13 protein-coding genes are annotated in these 14,554 nt (G+C 73.7%); 9 read left to right on the top strand and 4 right to left on the bottom strand.

The annotated features are described in order from the left end of the window. Nucleotides 1-7: 7 nt before the first annotated feature. From ACO1BR_RS05240 to lon, 3 genes are all read left to right on the top strand, one after another. Nucleotides 8-811: a rhomboid-like protein gene (locus tag ACO1BR_RS05240; protein WP_426794004.1), complete on the top strand. Its 804-nt coding sequence runs from the start codon at nucleotides 8-10 to the stop codon at nucleotides 809-811. A gap of 143 nt (nucleotides 812-954) precedes the next feature. Further along, nucleotides 955-1,815: a pentapeptide repeat-containing protein gene (locus tag ACO1BR_RS05245; RefSeq protein WP_426793819.1), complete on the top strand. Its 861-nt coding sequence runs from the start codon at nucleotides 955-957 to the stop codon at nucleotides 1,813-1,815. 185 nt (nucleotides 1,816-2,000) lie between these two features. Continuing rightward, a complete protein-coding gene (gene lon, locus ACO1BR_RS05250) occupies nucleotides 2,001-4,487 on the top strand; it encodes an endopeptidase La (RefSeq protein ID WP_426793820.1) in 2,487 nt (828 codons plus the stop codon). A gap of 56 nt (nucleotides 4,488-4,543) precedes the next feature. Here the strand turns inward: lon and ACO1BR_RS05255 are convergent, their stop codons facing one another. Further along, nucleotides 4,544-5,401: a lysozyme gene (locus tag ACO1BR_RS05255; protein WP_426793821.1), complete on the bottom strand. Its 858-nt coding sequence runs from the start codon at nucleotides 5,399-5,401 to the stop codon at nucleotides 4,544-4,546. A 320-nt stretch (nucleotides 5,402-5,721) separates the two neighbouring features. Between ACO1BR_RS05255 and ACO1BR_RS05260 the strand changes: the two genes are divergently transcribed. Next, a complete protein-coding gene (locus tag ACO1BR_RS05260; RefSeq protein ID WP_426794005.1) occupies nucleotides 5,722-6,252 on the top strand; it encodes a MarR family winged helix-turn-helix transcriptional regulator in 531 nt (176 codons plus the stop codon). A 31-nt stretch (nucleotides 6,253-6,283) separates the two neighbouring features. Here ACO1BR_RS05260 and ACO1BR_RS05265 read toward each other — a convergent pair whose 3' ends face one another. Beyond that, the gene (locus ACO1BR_RS05265) at nucleotides 6,284-7,129 is read right to left on the bottom strand and encodes a hypothetical protein (protein ID WP_426793822.1); all 846 of its coding nucleotides are present in this window, start codon (nucleotides 7,127-7,129) and stop codon (nucleotides 6,284-6,286) included. Between the two features lie 622 nt (nucleotides 7,130-7,751). Here ACO1BR_RS05265 and ACO1BR_RS05270 point away from each other — a divergent pair. The 5 genes from ACO1BR_RS05270 (at nucleotide 7,752) to ACO1BR_RS05290 (ending at nucleotide 13,626) form a co-directional block, all read left to right on the top strand. Beyond that, nucleotides 7,752-10,679 (top strand): nitrate- and nitrite sensing domain-containing protein, encoded by a 2,928-nt coding sequence (locus tag ACO1BR_RS05270; RefSeq protein ID WP_426793823.1) that lies wholly within the window; start codon nucleotides 7,752-7,754, stop codon nucleotides 10,677-10,679. Then, the gene (locus ACO1BR_RS05275) at nucleotides 10,676-11,173 is read left to right on the top strand and encodes a roadblock/LC7 domain-containing protein (RefSeq protein ID WP_426793824.1); all 498 of its coding nucleotides are present in this window, start codon (nucleotides 10,676-10,678) and stop codon (nucleotides 11,171-11,173) included. The genes ACO1BR_RS05270 and ACO1BR_RS05275 overlap by 4 nt, the downstream gene beginning before the upstream one ends. Nucleotides 11,174-11,246: 73 nt before the next feature. After that, nucleotides 11,247-11,657, top strand: a complete 411-nt coding sequence (locus tag ACO1BR_RS05280) for a DUF742 domain-containing protein (protein ID WP_426793825.1) — start codon at nucleotides 11,247-11,249, stop codon at nucleotides 11,655-11,657. 37 nt (nucleotides 11,658-11,694) lie between these two features. Continuing rightward, entirely contained in the window at nucleotides 11,695-12,312 is a 618-nt protein-coding gene (locus tag ACO1BR_RS05285; protein ID WP_426793826.1) for a GTP-binding protein, read from the top strand. Nucleotides 12,313-12,372: 60 nt separating this feature from the next. After that, nucleotides 12,373-13,626 carry a styrene monooxygenase/indole monooxygenase family protein gene (locus ACO1BR_RS05290; protein ID WP_426793827.1) on the top strand — a complete coding sequence of 418 codons (1,254 nt, stop codon included), beginning with the start codon at nucleotides 12,373-12,375 and terminating at the stop codon, nucleotides 13,624-13,626. Nucleotides 13,627-13,690: 64 nt separating this feature from the next. On the opposite strand, the gene ACO1BR_RS05295 is transcribed toward ACO1BR_RS05290, so the two are convergent. Beyond that, the gene (locus ACO1BR_RS05295; protein ID WP_426793828.1) at nucleotides 13,691-13,954 is read right to left on the bottom strand and encodes a hypothetical protein; all 264 of its coding nucleotides are present in this window, start codon (nucleotides 13,952-13,954) and stop codon (nucleotides 13,691-13,693) included. Nucleotides 13,955-14,038: 84 nt separating this feature from the next. Beyond that, on the bottom strand, nucleotides 14,039-14,554 hold a 516-nt coding region (locus tag ACO1BR_RS05300), incomplete at its 5' end, for a TetR/AcrR family transcriptional regulator (protein ID WP_426793829.1).

Below are 14,554 nucleotides of genomic sequence, written 5' to 3' on the forward strand. Positions count from 1 at the left end.
CGCGCCGGTGATCCTCGCGGGCATGCCCCGGCAGCGCGGCGACGCGGCGGTGGCGGCGGTGGCGCCGGCCACGGCGGCCGCGGACGCCGCCGGCGGTGCGGCGCCGGACGCCGACGCCCGCCGCCCGTGGACGGGACTGAGGCCCTGGCGGCTGCTCCCCACTCCCACCGGCACCCCCTTCACCTTCGGCTACGCGCTGCTGCTCGTCGCCACCTCGCTCTTCGCCGACCACGGCGACCCCGCCCTGGTCGCCTCGCTGCTCCAGGGCTCCAGTACGGACGTGACCCATCTCGCGCACGACCCGCTGCTGGTGCTGGTCGCCAGCGCCCTGTGGATAGCGGGCGGACTCGGCTCCTCGTTCGCCCTGGTCTTCCTCGTCGTGGTGACGGCCCTGGAGCGGCGGATCGGCGGGCCGCGCACCGCCGCGGTCTTCTTCGGCGGGCATGCGCTGGCCACCCTCGCCACCGAAATGCCGGTCGGCTTCTCCGTGGCCGCGGGCCGGCTGCCGGACAGTGCGCTGCACCGCCTCGACTACGGCATCAGCTTCGGCGTGATGACCTGCACGGGAGCCCTGGCGGTCCTGCTGCCCGGCTGGCTGCGCTGGCCCCTGCTCGCCGCCGTCGGCTCCATGGGCGTCACCGATCTGCTGACCTCTGTCGACCCGATGACCGACTGGGGCCATCTGCTCTCGCTCGCCCTGGGCGTGGCCGCCTGGCCGCTGCTGCGCCGCTGGCGCGACCAGCGCGCCGGGCCCGCGCCGCTCCTCGGGGACCTGGGGCACCCGGCCCTGCGCGCCCCGCGAACGTACTGAGGCGCCCCGCGCGCCCGGCGCCGCCACTTCTTCGCGGAGACCGTCAATTCCTTACGGAGACCGCCGCGTCGTGGCGGAGAATGGTGCCCTTCGCGGGCGCCACGACCGAGCGCGCCCGCCGGCCGTAGGAGCAGAGAAGAGCCGTGTCGCACGACCGCCGCCCGTCGAAGGACCGCGAACCGACGCCTCCGCAGGCCCCGGACGCCGCTCGGCTCCCGCTGCTCTCCGACTGCGGCAGCTGCTTCGGGCTGTGCTGTGTGGCGCTGCCGTTCGCGGCCTCGGCGGACTTCGCGGTCGACAAGGAGGCCGGGCGGCCCTGCCCGAACCTGGGGACCGACTTCCGCTGCGGGATCCACGCCGAGCTGCGGCCGCGCGGCTTCTCCGGCTGCACCGTCTTCGAGTGCTTCGGCGCCGGCCAGAAGGTCTCCCAGGTCACCTTCGAGGGGAAGGACTGGCGGCAGGCGCCGGGGACCGCCCGGGCGATGTTCGCCGCGTTCGGCGTGATGCGGCAGCTGCACGAGCTGCTCTGGTACCTGGCCGAGGCGCTGACGCTGCCGGCGGCCCGTCCGGTGCACCGCGAGCTGCGGGCCGTACAGGAGACGACCGAGCGGCTGACGCTCGGCGGCGCCGAGGAACTGGCCGGCGTGGACGTGGCCGCCCACCGGGGCGAGGTCAACGCCCTGCTGCTGCGGGTCAGCGAACTCGTACGGGCGCAGGTCCCGGGCCGCAAGAAGGAGCGGCGGGGGGCCGACCTGATGGGCGCCCGGCTCAAGGGCGCGCAGCTGCGGGGAGCCAACCTCCGGGGGGCCTACCTGATCGCCGCCGACCTCCAGGGCGCCGATCTGCGCAGCGCCGACCTGATCGGGGCCGATCTGCGGGATGCCGATCTGCGCGGTGCGGATCTGACGGGCAGCATCTTCCTGACCCAGGCGCAGGTGAACGCGGCCCGTGGCGATGCGGCCACCAAGCTGCCGCCGGGGCTGCGCCGCCCCGCCCACTGGTAGCCCGGTAGCCCGTCCTCTTCTCCCCGCTGCTTCTTCCTCCCCACTTCCCTGCGGTCGGGCCCTCCGCGCGTGTGCCCGCGCCCAGTTGCCCCGTTGATCGCTCACAGCGAACGCGTGGCCGGAACATCCGTGGACGCCCTGGCATTGAGTGGATAAAGCTCAACTTGCTTGCCGAAGGGGAGATCATGACTGCTGAGTCGCCGGCATCCGCATCGCTCACCCTGCCCGTGCTGCCCCTCGATGACGAGGTCGTCCTGCCCGGCATGGTGGTGCCGCTGGACCTGTCCGACGCCGACGTACGGGCGGCGGTGGAGGCCGCGCAGGCCGCCGTGTCTTCGGGTCCTTCGGGGCCTTCGGGTAACAAGCCGAGGGTGCTGCTTGTGCCCCGGGTCGACGGGACGTACGCGGCGATCGGCACGCTGGGGAGGATCGAGCAGGTCGGGCGGCTGTCCGACGGCGACCCCGGGGCGCTGATCCGCGGCCTGGGCCGGGTGCGGATCGGCTCGGGCACGACCGGGCCGGGGGCCGCGCTGTGGGTGGAGGGGACCCCCGTCGAGGAGAAGGCGCCCGAGCCCCTCCCGGGGGCGGTCGCCGAACTGGTCACGGAATACAAGGCGTTGGCCACCAGCTGGCTCCGCAAGCGCGGGGCCTGGCAGGTCGTCGACCGGGTCGCCGGCATCGACGACGTGCCGACGCTCGCCGACAACTCCGGATACCTGCCGTTCCTGACCACCGAGCAGAAGCTCCGGCTGCTGGAGACCACCGACCCGGTCGCCCGCCTGAAGTACGCCACCGAGGTGCTGCGCTCCCATCTGGCCGAGCAGGACGTGGCCGAGTCCATCGCCAAGGACGTCCAGGAGGGCGTCGACAAGCAGCAGCGGGAGTTCCTGCTGCGGCGGCAACTGGAGGCGGTCCGCAGGGAACTGGCCGAGCTGAACGGCGATCCCGAGGACGAGGGGGGCGACTACCGCGCCCGGGTCGAGGCCGCCGACCTGCCGGAGGAGGTCCGCAAGGCCGCCCTGAAGGAGGTCGACAAGCTGGAGCGGGCCAGCGACCAGAGCCCGGAGGGCTCCTGGATCCGCACCTGGCTGGACACCGTCCTGGAACTGCCGTGGAACGAACGCACCGAGGACGCCTACGACATCGCCGGTGCCCGGCGGGTCCTGGACGCCGACCACTCCGGGCTGGTGGACGTCAAGGAGCGGATCAGCGAGTATCTGGCGGTGCGCAAGCGGCGGTCGGAGCGCGGGCTGGGGCTCGTCGGGGGCCCATCGAAAGGGGCATCGCGCAGCGATTCGGGCCGGGGTGGTGGTGGGCGACGGGCGGGCGGCGCGGTGCTGGCTCTCGTGGGACCGCCCGGCGTCGGCAAGACCTCGCTCGGTGAATCCGTCGCGCGGGCCATGGGGCGGAAGTTCGTCCGGGTCGCGCTCGGCGGCGTACGGGACGAGGCGGAGATCCGCGGCCACCGGCGGACGTATGTCGGCGCGCTCCCCGGCCGGATCGTGCGGGCCGTCAAGGAGGCCGGTTCGATGAACCCGGTGGTCCTCCTCGACGAGATCGACAAGGTGGGCTCGGACTACCGGGGCGACCCGGCCGCCGCCCTCCTGGAGGTACTGGACCCGGCCCAGAACCACACCTTCCGGGACCACTACCTGGAGGTCGAACTGGACCTGTCCGACGTGGTGTTCCTGGCCACCGCCAACGTCCTGGAGTCCATCCCGGAGCCGCTGCTGGACCGGATGGAGCTGGTCCGGCTCGACGGCTACACCGAGGACGAGAAGGTCGTCATCGCCCGGGACCACCTGCTGCCGCGCCAGCTGGAGCGGGCCGGCCTGGAGCCCGGCGAGGTGACCCTGGAGGACGCGGCGCTGCGCCGGCTGGCGGGCGAGTACACCCGCGAGGCGGGCGTACGGAATCTGGAGCGGTCGGTCGCCCGGCTGCTGCGCAAGGTGGCGACCCAGCACGAACTGGGCGAGCGGGAGCTGCCGTTCACGGTCGGCGTGGAGCAGCTGCGCCCGCTGATCGGGCGCCCGCACCACACCCCGGAGTCGGCCCAGGACCCGGCCGAGCGGCGGACCGCGGTGCCCGGTGTGGTCACCGGCCTCGCGGTCACCGGCGCCGGCGGCGACGTGCTCTACGTGGAGGCGTCGCTGGCGGATCCGGAGACCGGGGCGTCGGGGCTGCAACTGACCGGCCAGCTGGGCGACGTGATGAAGGAGTCGGCGCACATCGCGCTGTCCTTCCTGCGCTCGCACGGCGCGGAGCTGGAACTCCCGGTCGGTGACCTCAAGGAGCGCGGGGTGCATCTGCACGTACCGGCAGGTGCCGTCCCCAAGGACGGCCCCAGCGCGGGCATCACGATGACCACCGCGCTGGCCTCGCTGCTCTCGGGCCGCCAGGTGCGGCCGGACGTCGCGATGACCGGCGAGGTCTCGCTCACCGGGCGGGTGCTGCCGATCGGCGGCGTCAAGCAGAAGCTGCTGGCGGCGCACCGGGCGGGCATCACGACCGTGATCATCCCCAAGCGGAACGAACCGGATCTGGACGATGTTCCCGCGGAGATCCTGGCATCGCTGGAGGTGCACCCGGTCGCCGATGTCCGGCAGGTGCTGGAGCTGGCCCTGACCCCGGCGGCGCAGGGGGCCGACCCCGGGGTCCCGCTCGCGGCGTGACGGCCCGCGGCGGCCGGCCCGCCCCCCTCGCGGGGGACGGGCCGGCCGCCGTGCGCTCACCCGTTGGCCAGCGCCCGGAGGCGGTCCATCGACCCGTTGAAGCGGTTGTGGTCACCGACCGCCGGGCCGGTCGAGGTGTACTGCCAGATGGTGTGGAAGCCCCAGCCGGCCGGGAGTTCGCCGACCGAGGAGCCGTAGCGCGGCACCCACAGCGGGTTGATCCGGCCGAAGGCCGCGGAGTTGCCGGTGCACTGCTTCCACCAGCCGGTGGAGGTGTAGAGCACGGCGTCCCGGCCGGTGCGCGCCTTGTAGGTGGCGAACCAGTCCTTCATCCAGTTGACGAGGCCGGTCGGGCTGAGCCCGTAGCAGGTCGCGCCGTAGGGGTTGTACTCCATGTCCAGGGCGCCGGGCAGCGTTCTGCCGTCCTTGGACCAGCCGCCGCCGTGGGCGACGAAGTAGGCGGCTTGGGCGGCGCCGCCGGAGGTGTCGGGAGTGGCGAAGTGGTAGGCGCCGCGGATCATGCCGGCGCGATAGGAGCCGTTGTACTGCTGCGCGAAGTACGGGCTGGTGTAGCTGGTGGACTCGGTCGCCTTGACGTAGGCGAACCGGACGCCGCTGTTCCAGAGGGTGGACCAGGCGACGTTGCCGTTGTGGCTGCTGACGTCGACGCCCTCGACGGACGCGGTGAGCGAGGGCGGCGGCAGGATTCCGGTCGTGGCGCCCTCGTGCCGGGCGACCTGGGAGCCGGCCCAGTCCTGGTCGGGGTGGGCGGGTTCGGGGGTGTGCCGGCCGGCCGCCGCGCCGGCCGTACCGGGCAGGCCGAGGAGCAGGGCGACGGTCGCCAGGAGGGCTCCGGCCGCGGTCGCGAGGGAGTGCACGGGGCGGTGGGGGGTTCCGGATCTGAGCACGGGCATACGTGCCTCCGTGGATCTCGGTGGATCTCGCTGCGGTGACGTTGCGGAGAAATGACCTTGAGGGGGGAGGAACTGGCACCACTGATTGGTGTGGCCATGCCAGATCAGACGATACGCGCGTAGACCCCCGTGCCAAAAGAGGGTCGTGGGGCTTCCGTTGGTCTAATCCTGCGAAATACTGGCCCAACTGCGGTTTCGGCGGCCCGGAAGAGAAATTTTCAGGCAGTGAAACGCGGGAATTGCTGGAAATAGAGGAAAACGCGGGAAAGGGCGCTGACGTGCACAACACCGGAGCCGGCGGTACGGCGGACGGCGAACCGATGGGCGTGGACCACGTGTTCCTGGCCCTGGAGCGCGAGTTGGCTGTATTCCTCCGCCGCGCCCGCGCCTCGTCCGGCGAGATGTCCCGCGAGGTGCACCCCGACCTCGAATCGGCCGCCTACGGCCTGCTGATCCGGCTCGCCGACGCCGGATCCCAGCGCGCCACCGACCTCGCCGGCTTCTTCGGCGTCGGCAAGGCGACCATAAGCCGCCAGCTGCACGCCCTGGAGCGGCTCGGGCTGGTCGCCCGCGAACCGGACCCGGCCGACGGCCGCGCGGTCCTGGTGCGGATCACCGACGAGGGCCGCGCGCGCTTCGACCGCGTCCGCACCGCCCGGCGCGCCCGCTATGCCCGCCGGCTGGCCTCCTGGGACCGCGCCGAGGTCGCCGAACTCGCCCGCCTGCTGCACCGGCTGAACGCCGAGCAGGAACAGGAGGGCGAGCCCGGGGAGCAAGGGGAGCAGGAGGGGGAACGCGAGAGAGAAGGGGAGGGGCTGCCCGGGGAGGACGGCCGGGGGCGGTGCCGGTAGCGGTGGCCGGAGCCGCCCGGCCGCGGTCCGGTCACGGGGCCACGTGGACCACCGCCGCATCGTCCCGGGCCTTCCCCCGGGGGTGTGCGGCGCCCTCCGGGTCGGCGGCCTCGGCCGCCCGTACCCGGTCGATCAGCGCCTGCGGGCCGGACGTGGCCACCAGCGCCACGCAGTCCGCCCAGGAGCCCTCCCGGAAGACCTCGACCCAGCGGCTCGCGCCGTCGCTGAGCGCGGTCAGCGAGCGCAGCCGCGCGCGCGGGGTGCTGCCGGTGACCGCGCGGGCGGCGACGGCCGGGTCGGCGGCGGCGGTGAAGAAGCCGCCCTCGGCGTTGCGCAGTGCCTCGACCGCGCGGACGTAGGCGCCGGCCGCGGCGGCGCGTTCGGCGGAGCCGCGCGGCAGGGCCCGTACGGCGGCGCGCTGTTCGCGGACCGCGGGCGGGAGTTCGCCGAGCCGGGTGTCCTGTACGGGATGCACCGAGCCGTCCGCCTTCTCCAGAAGCAGGACGGAATCGGAGAGCACCAGGTGGTCGACGGTGCGGTCGGACCAGCGCGCGGCGACCACCGTTGCCTGCGGAGTGCGAGGGTGAGAAAGGTCACAGGTGTCCCGATGATTCTCGGCCGTCCTGGAGATGGCCGCGGCGAGCACCTCAGTGAGCGTCATATCCCGGTGTGAAACCGACAGTTCGAGCATTGCGCCGCCGAGTCGCGCGGTGAACCACGGCACGGAATGGACGCACCCGTAGTCCCCTTCGGGGGGTGTCACGCCGTCCAGCAGGATCAGGACGCCGCCCTGGCCGGAGGCGGGCAGGGCGACGGACGCGTAGTCCTCGTTTGGGCGTTGGGGATCGCCCGGCTCTGTCGCGAGTTCGATGCGCATGGCGGAAAGTCTGCCGGAGGTGGCCGGATCGCGACTGTGGCCGGGCGCTGCCTGCGGTGGTGGCGTACGGCCAGGTCAGCGGGGTGCCGTCGGGTCGGGCGGGCCGAACGTCCGGCTGCGGGCGCGCATCCTTCCAGGACCGGCACGCATCTCCAAACCCGTCCGGGGGCTGCGCGAGGTTGCGGCCAGAATTGGTACCGCGCGGAAGTTGATGGTCAAACTCCGTTTGATGTTCACTCGTTCAGGTGGCCGGGCATGTGTTGCCGAGCCACTGCGCGGCGCCGATGGAATGGTCATTTCCCGGATCAAATGGGGTGGGCCAGGACGTTCGTCGCGACGCGCACAGCCGGGCTGTTCCCCTTCGCGGAATTGTGTGCGCTGCCGCGGTTTTCGCGCAGGTCCGCCCCGCGAAACGGGAGCGAGCCGGGTCCGCGACGCCGGCACGGCGTGGGCAGGCGAGACAGGAATGCGAGCAGCGGTGCGGAAGATGCGGCTTCGGGGCGGCGCAGGGAAGCCGGGTTCACCGGCCGGTCCGGTCTTGGTACCGGGTACGGCTCCCGGCGCGACGGGCAGTGGCGCGGACGGTACGGAACGGCGCCCCGCGCGGGTGCGCAACCGGCTCATGGGAGCCGTCGCGGTGGTCGCCGTCGCCGTCCTCGGAGCCGGCGCCCCCGGCCTGGCGACCGTCGCCGACAACGCCGACACCAGCCAGCAACTGGTCGATTTGGCCCAGCTCAACGCGCACGCCATCACCCTGGCGCACTCCCTCGCCGACGAGCGCGACGCGATGACCGCGTACGTGGCCGCCGGGCGCACCGGCAGCAACCTCAGCGCGGCCCCCACCTCCTCCCAGCGCGCCCAAGTGGACCGGCAGATCGGCGAGCTGCGCTCCGACGCCCAGGGCTCGGCCGGCGCCACCACCGCGTTCGCGGCCGCCGACAAGCTCCTCAAGGAGCTGCCGCAGACCCGCCAGAAGGCGCTCGCCGGGTCCGCCACCGCCGACCAGGTCCACGACGCCTACAGCCAGGTCGTCCAGGCGCTCGGCGCGATCAGCGACGACATCGCCCGCGGGCTGCCCGGCCGGGCCGACCCCGCGGACGCCGACACCCGCGCGCTGCCCGCCCTCGGCCGGGCCGCCGACCAGGCCGCCAGCACCCGCGCGCTGCTGATGGCCGGGCTCAAGGCGGGCGGTGCGCAGCCCCGGCTGACCGCCGCCGCCCAGGTCGCCCACATCCGCGAGCAGGGCGCGCTGGACGACTTCAACCAGGCCGCGAGCCAGGGCGGCCGGGACCGCTACCAGCGCACCGTCAACGGCCCCGACGTCGACGGCGCCGAGCGCTATCTGACCCAACTGACCGACCATCCCTATCTGGACCCCGCCGCCATCGCGCTGAGCCGGAGCCGGGTGCAGGCCGCGCTCACCGCCCGGATCGGGCTGATGCGGGGCACCCAGTCCGCGATGGCCGCCGCCGACGTCCAGCGCCTGGGCACCCTGCGCGACGACGATGTGAACCAGCTGGAGATCCGCATCGCGCTGGCCGGCGCCTGCCTGCTGCTGGCCGTCGGCGCCGGCGTCTGGGCCGCCCGCACGATGACCCAGCCGCTGGCCGCCCTGCGGCTCGGCGCCGGCCGGGTGGCCGCGGACCCCACGCATGAGGAGCCCGTCAACTACACGGGCCGCAACGACGAGTTCGCCGCCGCCGTACGCTCCGTCAACGCGCTGCACGCGCAGGTCGCCGAGGCGGCCCGGCGCACCACCGAACTGGAGGGCGAGCGCAAGCGGCTGGTAGGCGGCCGGCAGCGGCTGGTGGCCCAGGGCGAGGTGCTCCAGGAGCAGGCGGAGACCCTCAAGGAGGAGGTCGCCGACCTCCAGGAGCGGCTGGCCGCGCTGCGCACGGGCGTGCACGGCCGGTTCGTCAACCTCGCGCTGCGCACCCTCGGCCTGGTCGAGCGCCAGCTCGGGGTCATCGAGTCGCTGGAGGAGAGCGAGCAGGACCCGGAGCGGCTGGAAACCCTCTTCAAGCTGGACCACTTCGCCGCGCGGATGCGCCGCAACAGCGAGAACCTGCTGGTCCTGGCGGGCGCCGAGCAGCACGGCGGCAACCACCCCGGGCCGGTCCCGCTGCTGGACGTGCTGCGCGCCGCGGTCAGCGAGATCGAGCGGTACGAGCGGGTGCGCATCGGGTCACTGCCGCCGCACTCGCAGGTCGCCGGGTTCGCCGCCGACGACGTCAGCCACCTGGTCGCCGAACTCCTGGAGAACGCCACCGCGTTCTCGCCGCCGGACGCCCATGTCGAGCTGTCCGGCTGGCTCCTGGAGAGCGGCGAGCTGATGCTCTCGGTCCAGGACGAGGGCATAGGGATGACCCCCGACCGGCTGGCGGAGCTCAACGAGCGACTCTCGGAGGGCGAGGCCGCCGCGACCTCCGAGACCGTCGACGAGGCGCTGGGCCTGGGCCTGTACGTGGTGGTGCGGCTGGCCGCCCGGCACGGCGTACGGGTCCAGCTGCGCGCCCAGGAGCAGGGCGGGATCGCCGCCGTCGTCGTGCTGCCAGGCTCGATCCTGCCCACCCGTCCGGCGCCCGGCACCGTCGTGCCCGGACAGGGCGGCGCCGGGACCGCGCCGAGCCTGCCGGGCTCGGTCGCGGAGGCGAACTCCAACACCCTGCAGACGCGGCTGAACCGGCTGGATCCCGCGCCGGCCGCGCAGGGCGGCCCCGCGCCCGCCGAGGAGCCCGCCGCCCAGGACGCGCCGCGGCCCGCCGCGCAGGACGCCCCGCGGCCGGCACCGGTGGAAACCGCCGAACCGGCCGCCGCCGAGGACCCGTTCGTGGCCGCGGCCGAGCGCGCCATCGACGCGGCCGGGCTCGGCGCCCCGGCCGAGCCGGAGCCGGTCCGCCCGGCCGCCGACGTGCCGTCCGCCGCCCCGGAGACCGCGCCCGCCGCCGAGGGGCCCGAACCGAGCCCGTACGGCCCGCGGTCCTCCGGCCCGTACGCCACGGCCGCGCCCGCGGGCACCGGCGGCACCGCCGGCGAGCACACCCGCACCGAGGACACCGTGTCCCCGGCCGACGGCACCCGGGCGCCCGGCAAGGGCCGTCACGCCACCCCGGCGCCCGCCGCCCCGGCGCCCGCCGCCCCGGCCGAGGCCGCCCCGGACGCGGTCCCCGGCCCCTACGCCATCGGCCCGGAACGGCACAGCCGTCCGGAGCCCGGCCCGGCGCCCGCGGCGGCCCCGGAGGCACCGGCTCCGGCCCCGGAGGCACCGGCTCCGGCACCGCGCCGGACCACCGCGACCGGGCTGCCCAAGCGCACACCCAAGGTCGTGGCGCAGCAGCAGGCGCCCGCCGCACCGCGCCGGACCGGAACGTCCCATGCCGAGGCGCTGCGCCGCCGGCTCGGCGGATTCCAGCAGGGGGCGCGGGAGGGCCGGCGCGATGTGGCGGCCGAGATCGCGGAAAGCACAGCGGAGCAGACCATCCCACAGACGGACACCGACGGAGCGGGGGCCCCGGGAGAACGCCACGTTGTCGAGGAGGCACGCGATTGAAGGCGCAAGCACCCACTGCGCACGGACAGGGCCTGAGCAGTCAGGCACGGGACCTGCACTGGCTGTTGACCAACCTGGTGGACGAGGTCCCCGGCATCCGCTCGGTCGCGGTGGTCTCCTCCGACGGCCTGCTGCTGCTGTCCTCCGACCCCGGGAGAGCGGACGCCCCGCCGGCCCGCCCGGGTGACAGCGACGGGCCCAAGGGCTCCAGCGCCGACCTGGCCACCATCGTGTCCGGGCTCGGCAGCCTCACCACCGGGGCGGCGAAGCTGATGGACGGCGGGGCCGTCAAGCAGACGATGGTCGCGATGGAAGAGGGCAGCCTGTTCGTCATGGCGATCAGCGACGGTTCGCTGCTCGGGGTGCACGCCGCCCCGGACTGCGACATGAGCGTCATCGCCTACCACATGGCGCTGTTCGTCGGCCGGGCCGGCCACGTCCTGACCCCCGAACTCCGCACCGAACTGCGCAAGTCGATGGAGAACGTCCAGTGAGCGAACGAAGCGAGCGAGCCGTCGAGAGCCGCGCGGCGAGCGCGTGCGAGGCCGAGCGGAGCGAGGGATCGGCATGACCAAGGCGCCCAAACTCCCGGTGCGCGGCGGGGACCGCAAACCCGCGCGGGTCCGCCCGTACTCGCTCACCGGAGGCCGGACGCGGTTCGGCCATGTGCTGCTCGTCGAGACGTTCGTGGCCGCGCTGGACGCCCCCGAGGAGCGCCGCGAGCTCACCGCCTCGTCGGGGGCCGGCTGGCTGGACCGCGTGATGCCCGAAATGCGGGCGATCGTCGAGCTGTGCCGCCGGATGCGCTCGGTCGCGGAGATCTCCGCGCTGCTCAAGATGCCGCTGGGTGTGGTCCGCGTCCTGCTCAGCGACCTCGCCGACCAGGGAAAGATTCGCGTCTACGGCACCGGGCACGGCACCGGCCGGCCCGAACGCGCGCTGCTCGAAAGGGTGCTGAGTGGACTTCACAGGCTCTGACACGATATCGGCCGGAACGAACTCGCCCGCCGGTTCCGTGGGAGCGTCCGACCAGGCGGCCACCGCCGCCGACGCGGGGCTGCAGAGCTGGCAGACGGACCGCTCGCGGGCGCCGGTCGCCACCAAGATCGTGGTGGCGGGCGGCTTCGGCGTCGGCAAGACCACCTTCGTCGGCTCGGTCTCGGAGATCACCCCGCTGCAGACCGAGGCGCTGATGACCCAGGCCAGCGCCGAGACGGACGACCTGTCCGCGACCCCGGACAAGACCACCACCACGGTCGCGATGGACTTCGGCCGGATCACTCTCGACCAAGACCTGGTGCTGTACCTCTTCGGCACGCCCGGCCAGCAGCGCTTCTGGTTCATGTGGGACGACCTGGTGCGCGGTGCGATCGGCGCGATAGTGATGGCGGACACCCGGCGGCTGGAGGACTGCTTCCCGGCGCTGGACTACTTCGAGAGCTGCCAACTGCCGTACATCGTCGCCGTCAACCACTTCGAGGGGACCGACGCGTACGCGGAGGACGACGTCCGCGACGCGCTGACCGTACCGCCCGAGGTGCCCGTCGTGATCATGGACGCGCGGCGCCGGGCCACGGTGATCGAGTCGCTGCTCGCGCTGGTCGGCCACGCGCTGGCGGCCACGCCCGATTAGCCTCCCCCCACCCCCGCCACCCCTCACCCCCGAACAGCAGTAGCAGAGAAGAGCCCCGCCATGCGGAAGATACTCATCGTCGGAGCCGGCCAGTCCGGTCTCCAACTCGCCCTCGGTCTCCAGTCCCAGGGCTACGAGGTCACCCTCATGTCCAACCGCACCGCCGACGAGATCCGCTCCGGCCGGGTCATGTCGACGCAGTGCATGTTCCACACGGCCCTCCAGCACGAGCGCGATCTGGCGATCAACTTCTGGGAGAGCCAGGCCCCGCGCATCGAGGGCCTGGGCGTCTCGGTCGCCGCCCCCGGCAGCCACGAAGGGCCCGACGGCTCGCAGCGCGCCATCGACTGGGTCGGCCGGCTCGACGGCTACGCCCAGTCCGTCGACCAGCGGGTCAAGATGGCCGGCTGGATGGAGACCTTCGCACAGCGCGGCGGCCAGTTGGTCATCCACGGCGCGGCCGTCTCCGACCTGGACTTCTTCGCGAGCCGCTACGACCTGACGCTGGTCTCGGCCGGCAAGGGCGAGCTGGTGTCCATGTTCGGCCGAGACGCCGCCCGTTCGCCGTACGACGCTCCGCAGCGGGCCCTCGCGGTCTCCTACGTCCACGGCCTGGGACCGCGCCCCGAGCACCCCGAGTTCGAGGCGGTCCGCTGCAACCTCGTCCCCGGCGTCGGCGAGCTGTTCGTCATGCCGACCCTGACGACCTCGGGCCGCGCCGACATCCTCTTCTGGGAGGGCATCCCCGGTGGCCCGCTGGACGCGTTCCAGGGCATCAAGGACCCCGGCGAGCACCTGGCGAAGACCCTGGAGCTGATGGAGACGTTCCTGCCCTGGGAGTACGCCCGCGCCACCGGGGTCGAACTGACCGACGCCAACGGCACGCTGGCCGGCCGCTACGCTCCGACCGTCCGCAACCCCGTCGGCAAGCTGCCCTCCGGCGGTCTGGTGCTGGGCGTCGCGGACGTCGTGGTCGCCAACGACCCGATCACCGGCCAGGGCTCCAACTCGGCCGCCAAGTGCGCGGCGTCCTACCTCGCCTCCATCGTGGAGCGCGGTGAGCAGCCGTTCGACGGGGCCTGGATGCAGGAGACCTTCGACCGCTACTGGAACACCGCGCAGCACGTCACCAAGTGGACCAACGCGATGCTGGGCCCGCCGCCGGAGCACGTGCTGAACCTCATCGGCGCGGCCGGCCAGCTCCAGCCGGTCGCCGACCGGTTCGCCAACGGCTTCGACGACCCGTCCGACTTCGAGAACTTCTTCTTCGAGCCCGACAAGACCGGCGCCTACCTCGCCTCGCTCACGGCCTGACGCCGCGCCCGGACTCCGGCCGGCGGACCCGGGGACGGTCCGCCGGCCGGTTCTCGGCCTCTGCTCAACCGCGCTTGGTCCAGGGCCACTTGGGGCCGCCAGTGGCGATGCCCTCCGGGTCGTACTCGTACTTCCAGCCGCGCGGCAGGCCGAGGCGCCCCACCCGGCCGGGGACCCGGCGGTAGACATGCAGCGTCGGCGGGCGGCCGTCGTCGTTCGGCACCGGGATCTCGTACGTCTTCGGCGGCTGGCCGGTCGGGCCGACCAGGACCGGGAGGACCCGGCCGTCCAGGGGCCCGCCGACAAACAGGGTGTTCTCGCTTCGCACCGACCCAGTGTCACACCGCGGGGCGCCGGGCGGGGCGGTGGCCCGCCCGGGCGCGTCCCTCGACCGGTGTGATAAAGCCGCAGGTCACAGCAGGTGTACGGCCTCGCTGACGAGAGGCAGGACGCGGCGTGCCAGATCGCCGGCCGGGCCCTGGGCGGTCTCCAGCCGCAGCGCCGCCGCCGTCACCCGCGCGGTCTGCGGGTCGCGGGCCGCGGTCGCCGTCAGCAGGGCGACGAAGTGGTCCACCAGCCAGTCGCGCAACTCGTCGAGCGGCGGCTGCTTGTCCTCGTCGAGCCAGATCAGCGAGGCGGCCTCCACGGCGGTGATCCACATCCGGACGGTCATCCGCAGCCGCGGGCCCGGCTCCGGCTCGCCCACATGCCGCAGGATCTGCGCGGCCGCGGCGCGCCGCACCTCGTCCACGATCGCGGACGTCCGGGAGGTCTCCACGACGCTGCCACCCTGGAGGAGGGCGCTGAACCCGGCGTCGTGCTGGTCGACGAACGCCAGGTAGCGGTCCAGCGCATGGCCCAGCCGCTGGGTGAGCGGCCCGGTCTCCGGCTCCGCGAAGCACTGCTCCAGCTCGTCGGCGGGGGGGGG

Origin of the sequence: Streptomyces sp. YGL11-2, from assembly GCF_050054615.1 — a bacterium.
In the GTDB taxonomy this organism is placed as follows: Bacteria; Actinomycetota; Actinomycetes; order Streptomycetales; family Streptomycetaceae; genus Streptomyces.